Annotated in this window: 8 protein-coding genes and 1 pseudogene; 1 reads left to right on the plus strand and 8 read right to left on the minus strand. The window is 57.4% G+C overall.

The annotated features are described in order from the left end of the window. The 6 genes from N554_RS0129785 to N554_RS0129820 form a co-directional block, all read right to left on the minus strand. A partial coding sequence (locus N554_RS0129785; RefSeq protein WP_051677791.1) for a ParB N-terminal domain-containing protein occupies positions 1-874 on the minus strand: 874 nt, incomplete at its 3' end. After that, the gene (locus N554_RS37640; RefSeq protein ID WP_156042189.1) at positions 867-1277 is read right to left on the minus strand and encodes a DUF5681 domain-containing protein; all 411 of its coding nucleotides are present in this window, start codon (positions 1275-1277) and stop codon (positions 867-869) included. The genes N554_RS37640 and N554_RS0129785, both read right to left, overlap by 8 nt. A gap of 363 nt (positions 1278-1640) precedes the next feature. Next, positions 1641-3566, minus strand: coding sequence for a bifunctional DNA primase/helicase (locus tag N554_RS37645; RefSeq protein WP_051677789.1), 1926 nt, complete (start codon positions 3564-3566; stop codon positions 1641-1643). Beyond that, positions 3563-3820 (minus strand): helix-turn-helix transcriptional regulator, encoded by a 258-nt coding sequence (locus tag N554_RS0129800; protein ID WP_051677790.1) that lies wholly within the window; start codon positions 3818-3820, stop codon positions 3563-3565. Before N554_RS0129800 ends, N554_RS37645 begins: the two co-directional genes overlap by 4 nt. A 499-nt stretch (positions 3821-4319) precedes the next feature. Next, positions 4320-4739, minus strand: coding sequence for a hypothetical protein (locus N554_RS0129810; protein WP_156042190.1), 420 nt, complete (start codon positions 4737-4739; stop codon positions 4320-4322). Positions 4740-5251: 512 nt separating this feature from the next. Continuing rightward, positions 5252-5473, minus strand: a complete 222-nt coding sequence (locus N554_RS0129820; protein ID WP_029586798.1) for a hypothetical protein — start codon at positions 5471-5473, stop codon at positions 5252-5254. A gap of 504 nt (positions 5474-5977) precedes the next feature. On the opposite strand from N554_RS0129820, the gene N554_RS0129825 reads away from it, so the two are divergent. Continuing rightward, positions 5978-6163 carry a DUF3606 domain-containing protein gene (locus tag N554_RS0129825; RefSeq protein WP_029586799.1) on the plus strand — a complete coding sequence of 62 codons (186 nt, stop codon included), beginning with the start codon at positions 5978-5980 and terminating at the stop codon, positions 6161-6163. A 7-nt stretch (positions 6164-6170) separates the two neighbouring features. Here the strand turns inward: N554_RS0129825 and N554_RS42480 are convergent. Then, positions 6171-6317: pseudogene (locus tag N554_RS42480) on the minus strand (SOS response-associated peptidase); the annotation flags it as partial. A 190-nt stretch (positions 6318-6507) separates the two neighbouring features. After that, on the minus strand, positions 6508-6920 hold a 413-nt coding region (locus N554_RS0129830; protein ID WP_029586800.1), incomplete at its 5' end, for a YihY/virulence factor BrkB family protein.

Raw genomic sequence — 6920 nt, forward strand, 5'->3', positions numbered from 1 at the left:
TGGCCCAGATGATTTGAGAACGCATGTCGAAGCCGGACGCCGCAAGCGATTGCTGAACTTCGCTCGTATGCCGGCCCGCATGCCAAACATACGCGACCGAGCCCGGGAACAGTGCCCAGGCCTCCCGCCAATCGGCGCGATCGTCGTTCGCTACCTTGCCGAGCTTGCGGGCGTTGAGGTTTACGCCGGCGCGCTTCCGCCAGGCCGGGTCGTAGCTAACGCCATACGGCGGATCGGTCACCATCAACTGCGGCTTGACCCCGGCCAGCAGCCGCGCTGCATCATCCTCTGAGGTACTGTCACCGCAGATAAGCCTGTGGGTGCCGAGAACCCAAATGTCGCCTGGTCGCGTGACGGGGTTGCTCGGCAAATCCGGTACGACGTCAGGATCGGTTAACCCCTCCGTCGCCTGCGCAGCCAGAGCTGCACGCTCCTGCTCCGAAAAGCCGACGAGATCGAGATCGAAGCCCAACACCTCAAGTTCACCCAGTTCGAGGCCGAGTAACTCCTCATCCCAACCGCCGTTCAAGGTCAGCTTATTGTCGGCAATGGCATAGGCCCGCTTTTGAGCGTCGGTCCATCCCGAAGCCATCATCACCGGGACGTCTGCGATGCGGAGCTTACGCGCCGCCAATACCCGGCCGTGTCCTGCGATGATCGTACCGTCCTCGGCAACAAGCACAGGATTGGTCCAGCCCCACTCCCGAATGGACGATGCGATCTGGCTGACTTGTGCCTCACTGTGCGTGCGGGCATTACGGGCGAAAGGGATCAATCGCTCGATGGGCCAACGCTCAACGTGATCGGCGGGCCAGATTGTCTTCCCTGCAGAGTTACCTGAGACTTGGGATTTGACGGATGACCTCTCAGGCATCGTCTTCTGTCTCTGCACCCGGGGGTTTCCAGCTTACGATGACCCGCCGGATCTCGGTGATGTCGCTGGTCTTGTCGTCCTGGAACTGCCCAACCTGCTCTGCAAGCCGAAACAAGATCGCGGTGTTTCGCGAGTCACCCTTCAGGGCGCCGACGACAACCCCGCGCACAATAGCTTCTGCCTTGGTAATCCTTTTGACGTCAGCCCCGTCTCGTAACGAGATCTCCTCATCCAGGACCTTATTAAAAAGCGTCTTGAGATTCTGACTGCCTTTGGCTCGGCCGCTGGGGTTTCCGGACTGCCCCGGTTTGAACTGGCTATGTACAGGCGGACTGCAGTAGCCAATTCTGGCTGGCGGTTTGACTGGCTGCTCCACATCGTCATCGACATCGGTGGTGGACATCTGCATCGCTTCCGGTGGCGAGCGTCAAGCTCGGCTCCTATCGAGCGATTCTACTCGACAGCGACTCCGGTCGGTAGGGTGCAGCTTTTCGAATGATTGCGAAGAACTGCGAATGATGGATACGCCACGACCTTTGCACTCGTGTGGAGTTAATGCAGATCGAGCGCCGGTAAGATGAGTAAGATCGGTAAGATTGGATTTTTCCACTTACATTTCAACAACGTTTGGTCGGGCTCTTCTTACCGATCTTACCGCGATGACAATCCGGTCTCTCGGAATAGCCTTGCCGCGTGATCACAGGCGGCGGCTCATACCCGCTTTTCTGGTAAGGAGACGATAAGAAAGGCCTGACAGCGAATGTCTTTATCTTTCAAAGGCATTGTTCTCCGATCTTACTTTCTTATCGTTCTTACCGGCCAACGCATATTGGCCCCGTTTGATGCGCACCACTTCACCATTCCGCTCCATTTTGAACAGTAGCTGATAGACTGCGTTTCGATCCGACCGCTGTACAGCCACCATGATCTCGGAGATGTGCATACCCTCTTCGCTGGCTTCGATGAGCGCAGCGACAATGGACGCCCGCTCCGTCGAACCGTGCACTGCGCCTGCCTCGCCCAGGAATGTCCACCGGCAGGTGTTCTTGTCAAAACGACAAGCGGTCTCCTGCTCCTCGATGTCGCGACCACGGGCATACAGAGTTACGTTCCCCGCTTGGCGCTTCAGCACAAGAATGGTGTCCGCAGCGCCGGTCAATCCATTTGTGCCGCTCACCATGTCGAAGGGGTCATCCGCCTCCATTTTCCGCACGTGGTGAATCACGACGACGGCGATCCCGCGGGTGTGGGCGAGCTTATGAAGACCAGCTATCGCCACGTAGTCAGTCGAATAAGCGGCAGCATTACCCTTTGGGGTAGGGCGGATTTTCTCAAGGGTGTCCACGACGATCAGGACCGGATTGGGAACAGAGTCGCACCATTCAGCAAGGTCGTCGAGTCCGCCGGCATCAGCCTTCCTCCATTCAGTCGCGAGCTTTAGCCGAGCCGGCCAGGCGCCACCCGGCCATAACTTCTCCAGCCTCTTCTTGAGCCGCCGCTCGCTGTCTTCCAGCGCTAGGTAAAGAACGTCCCCCTGAGTTGGTTTGATCTCGCCAAGGACGAACCGATCCGCAGCGCTGGCAAGGCATACATCATACAGCAGCCAGGATTTTCCGATCTTTGGCTTTCCGGCGAATATGGTCACTCCTTCCGGAATATAGCCGGGTACGACGAACTTGACCGGACTGAAGGTCCTGCTTTTTAGGTCGCTGGCAGTGATTACGGAACTCCGCCAGTCAGTTTGAGACTTGCCCACTGTGGGTTTCCAAAGTTGCGTCCCTGAGACACGCCGCTCCAGATCCGCAGCGCTTGCCGCCTGCAAGTAATCACTGACGTCCCCTTTGAGTGACAGTTCTGGAAATTGAATTAGTTTCACGGTCTTTGCGACGGGATATGCGACCGCTGCCTTGCGCAGCGCATGGTCCTGCCCACCGGCATCGTTGTCTGCGAGGATCACAACGTGACGGCCACGTAAATACTCTGCGGCACCTTCCGGCAGCCCATCTCCGGTGCCCCCGAAGGTGAGAGCAGGAAGGCCGGCTTGTCCGAGGGTGTCACAATCCTTCTCACCCTCGGGCCAGTACAACAGTTGGTCCGTTACTGTGGGATCCAAGGGATCGACATCTCCACTGTAAGGACAACATGCATACGTTTCAGGCTTGGCCGGCTGCCAACCATCCTGGCCATCGCGGGTCACGCGGTACCAATTGACGTACCCACCAGAGCGGCGCTTGATCTTCATTCGGACGGCAAGGCCATGCCGCCGGTAAATGTGCCGCCGAATCTCGTCGGCCGATGCAGTGGGACCACCGGGCCCCGCAATGAAGATGGGTTGAGCGCCGACGTGTTTCGCGTCATTGGCTTCCGGAATTCGGGACGCGGAGTTTGGAACAGCAACGTTCTCAAATCGCGGAGCTGGAACCCAACCGTTGTTGTGCGGGATTTCGCGCGGCCGAGAGTTGCCCGCTTTCAACCCGCTTTTGACCGTGGTGTAGAGCTCTCTGCCGCGGAGCCCGATAGTCTCTGCAGCAGGCTTAAGAAGCTGCAGGATTTCACCCTCGCGAAGTCCGAGGCTTGCCAAGCTTGCTGCGCATTTGAAGAGAGTTTGGTTACGAGTGCCCGCGGCGGCGGATGCGAGATTGGCTACTTCTCCGTCAATTGCGGCACGCAGGTAAGGGTGTTCTACGCTCATTTTCCGCTCCCGATGTGCTTGTCGGGATCGTTTTTCGTCTGCGCTGCCTCAAAAGATTCGACATCCTCGAGCCGGTAGACGACGCGTCCGCCAATCTTCAGGTACTGAGGTCCTGCCTTAAGCCAGCGCCACCGTTCGAGGGTGCGGGGGCTAAGGCTCCAACGGCGCGAGAGATCGATCTGGTTGAGGTGGCGAATGGGCCGATCGGTATTCGCCTGAGCAGGCGCTTTGACCGGTATGGAAGAGAGAGCCATTTGATTTCCTGCGAGTTACGCGCCCTAACGATAGGACTAGGAGCGCTTGGTTCTTGTTCGCAGGTATATTTGCCGCTACGAGCACGTTGGAGACATGCGCGGCACTCCGAAAGTCATGACATTTGGCGACGAAATTTCTTAATCATTACGGAGGTTCAGCTCCAAGTCATGACATCGGGCGTATAGGTCATGACATTTACCGTCCGCGCACATCTGCCGTCTCGACCAACAGGAGGTACGGGTTCAGTCTGTAGCCCCTCCAGCGCCTACTTTGTATGATGTCCTGTTCATCAAGCATGTAATCGCTTGTTATGAGGAATTGCTTTTCGAGTTGTTTCCGAATGCGTCGAACCCGCTGAAGCAAGGTATGCTCTTCAATCCGCAGCTCATCGAGCAGCTTCTTGGTTGCCGTGAAGGAATATTCTTCAGCGGGCGTTTGCTTAGCTTTATCTGACCGGAAGCACGCCGCAAGGCGATCAAACAGTTCGAACTCCTTGCCTTACTCTATTCCAAAGTCAAAGACGACGCGCCGTTTCTTGTGATCCAGTGCTAATGCGATGCGGCGCTCTTTTACGGGCCCGCTATTTGAAGCAGCCTGCACAGAGGCTGGCGGCTCCATTTCGAACGGTTTCTTAAACGTCGGAGCCGCACCCAAGGGAGCATTAATCATTGCGAGCAGGGACGTTCCTGGCAACGTTAGCGCCTGCGCAACGCCAGCGTGGGCTTTCAGCTGGTTGTCGACCACGTCGATTGTGCCCCGACCATAGCGCCGATGTAACTCAAATATCTTCGTAGCATTCTGTGCTGCCGGCCCCTGAATGTAGGGGAGCGCTCTGAAAACTTGGCCATAATCAGCCAAAAAGGCGTTCTCAGAGAGACATGCCAGACGTTGAGCTCTCGCAACATATTGCTCAACCATCGTTAGATCTTCTGGCTTCGTGTGGGCGCCGGTGAATAACTCGATGGCGTAAGAGTCCGACGACTCGGAATCTGCAAGGCCGCTCGCGAGAACGGCAAACCGGCGCTCGATACATTGGGAGCAGCCGACCAATGCGGGCCCAACCGATCGCCTGCCTTTCAGCGCTGGAGTCGCCGTCTCAGATCGACGCCAGCTTGCCAGCGCGCCTTCCCGGCAGCGACATTTACGGCATGATCCAATCGTCGAGACATTCGGTTGAGCTTGTTTCAGCCACCCGCGGCTACTCTCAAGGAAAATCAGCTTCCGACACAAAGGGCCCGTTCTAGCGCTTCTATCGTTGTTTGAAGCTGGACAAACCGCGCCATTGTAGCTTCATATGTGCCACGCTCGTAAGGTTTGGACAGAAGCTGAGCGTACAATCTACGCTCTTTAATCAGGGCGGTGAGCGCGTCTACCAAATCTTTTTTGGCCGTGACACTCATGGTAGAGCAATGACGTTTTGACGGGTTCCTCTAACTCCGGGGAGCATTTTGTTCGACTGCCTTGATGGCCAGGTGGGCAAGCCTAATCCGGTTCCGCACGCCCATCTTCCAAGCCGCCACTATCGCCGTTGCCGCCACACGCTGGACCTCAATAAACTTCTCCGCCTGCCCACTGCGTTCAAGGTAATTCATCGCAGTGTCGAGGGCCTCGTCCATCGCGTAATCAAAATCGCCGATAGGCCACGGGTACATCACAGACTCCGAAAGCGGAAGCCACTGAGCGCGCCAAGAGCGGATTGGTGCGGCTCAAGCGACTAGACGAACGCGCGCGACGGTCGGCCGCGCGCACCAAGCACAGCCTTGTCGGCCTTCGGGGGACCGACCAATATAGCGAGGCTGGGCAGGCCGTGATGCTATTCACGACCCGGTAAAGCAATTTCGGTTTTTTACGGATGTTCCTGCGACAAAAAGTTCAACGACACTTGATGCGCGAATGGGTCAGAGCGGCAATAAGGGTTGGGTTTGCGCTCCCCGCTGGCGATGATCCTGAGAATGGTGTCGGGCAGCGGGGCCGCGCTCCTTCACACTGTCGGCTCGCCTTCAAAAATTTTGTGCGCCAGCGGACTCTCGCACGAACTTGTTACTCAGAGCCGAATTGAATAGCGGGCCGTGAATAATGGCCCGCGCGGCCCCGCTGCTCATTCCCCCACACGCCGCAAAGGGCACGGGGCTGCGCTTCGCCACCCGGAGGAGACTATGGAGGACGTAACGACGAAAGGCGCGGCCGACCGCAAGATTAACACGCAAGAGGCATGGGAAGTAGATTACTGGACCAAAGAACTGGGCGTCTCGAAAGGCGAATTGCAGCGACTGATCAAAAAGGTCGGCAATTCAGCTGCCGCCGTTCGGCGGGAATTGGGGTTGTTGGGCACTCCTTACTGATTGGCTATCACGCCGCTGCCCGATCCTCTTTGTCGGCACCCCGCGCGACGATCCGCAGTGCGCTGTCCGGTAACGGTCGCTGCAATGCTTTGGCCTCATCCCACGGCGCGCGCATCACGGCCTTCGGATGTATCGGCGCAACTATGTCGTTTGGGATACCTCTCCCGGTCAACTACGCCACCGGGGCCATTGCCGATCAGTGACCCCCTCGCATGGGTGTACCCGACAGCCGTTTGCGCCGGGCCCAGTTGCAGTTTTTCAGGCTTTTCGATACCAGATCGCCAACACCGTAAGCCTGCCGGTCGCCGCGTCTCTGTCGGTGAAACTGTGAATTTTCCGTCTGATCAAATCGGTGTTCCGACTGTGTCGGCCATTTTGGCGCCGCGAAAACCCATCGGCTTTGCAGTGCCTGTCGTCGTATCCCGCGCGGATTGGTGCTCGATCTCTGCGTTCAATTCCGCCCCAAGAAGAACGACGATGATGGAGAGCCATATCCAGACCATGAAGCCGATCACCGCCCCGAGTGAACCGTAGGTTGTATTGTAATTGCCGAAGTTGGCGGTGTACCAGGAAAACAGAATGGAAACAGCGAGCCACCCGATCGCAGCAAAGGCGCTGCCCCATGTGATCCACCGCCACTTCGGCTTGGCGCGGCTAGGACCGTAACGATAGACAAGGCCAAGGCCAACCATCACCACAATGAGCAGTGCGGGCCATCGAAGAATTTTCACCGCCAGCTCGGCTTCAATGGCAATGC

The sequence above is a fragment of the Bradyrhizobium sp. URHD0069 genome, assembly GCF_000701345.1.
In the GTDB taxonomy this organism is placed as follows: domain Bacteria; phylum Pseudomonadota; class Alphaproteobacteria; order Rhizobiales; family Xanthobacteraceae; genus Bradyrhizobium.

Excerpts from the sequence above, each read along its gene's own strand:
- N554_RS37640 (WP_156042189.1), bottom strand. The coding sequence starts at position 1,277 with ATGTCCACCACCGATGTCGATGACGATGTGGAGCAGCCAGTCAAACCG.
- N554_RS37645 (WP_051677789.1), bottom strand. The coding sequence starts at position 3,566 with ATGAGCGTAGAACACCCTTACCTGCGTGCCGCAATTGACGGAGAAGTA.
- N554_RS0129800 (WP_051677790.1), bottom strand. The coding sequence starts at position 3,820 with ATGGCTCTCTCTTCCATACCGGTCAAAGCGCCTGCTCAGGCGAATACC.
- N554_RS0129810 (WP_156042190.1), bottom strand. The coding sequence starts at position 4,739 with ATGGTTGAGCAATATGTTGCGAGAGCTCAACGTCTGGCATGTCTCTCT.
- N554_RS0129820 (WP_029586798.1), bottom strand. The coding sequence starts at position 5,473 with ATGTACCCGTGGCCTATCGGCGATTTTGATTACGCGATGGACGAGGCC.
- N554_RS0129825 (WP_029586799.1), top strand. The coding sequence starts at position 5,978 with ATGGAGGACGTAACGACGAAAGGCGCGGCCGACCGCAAGATTAACACG.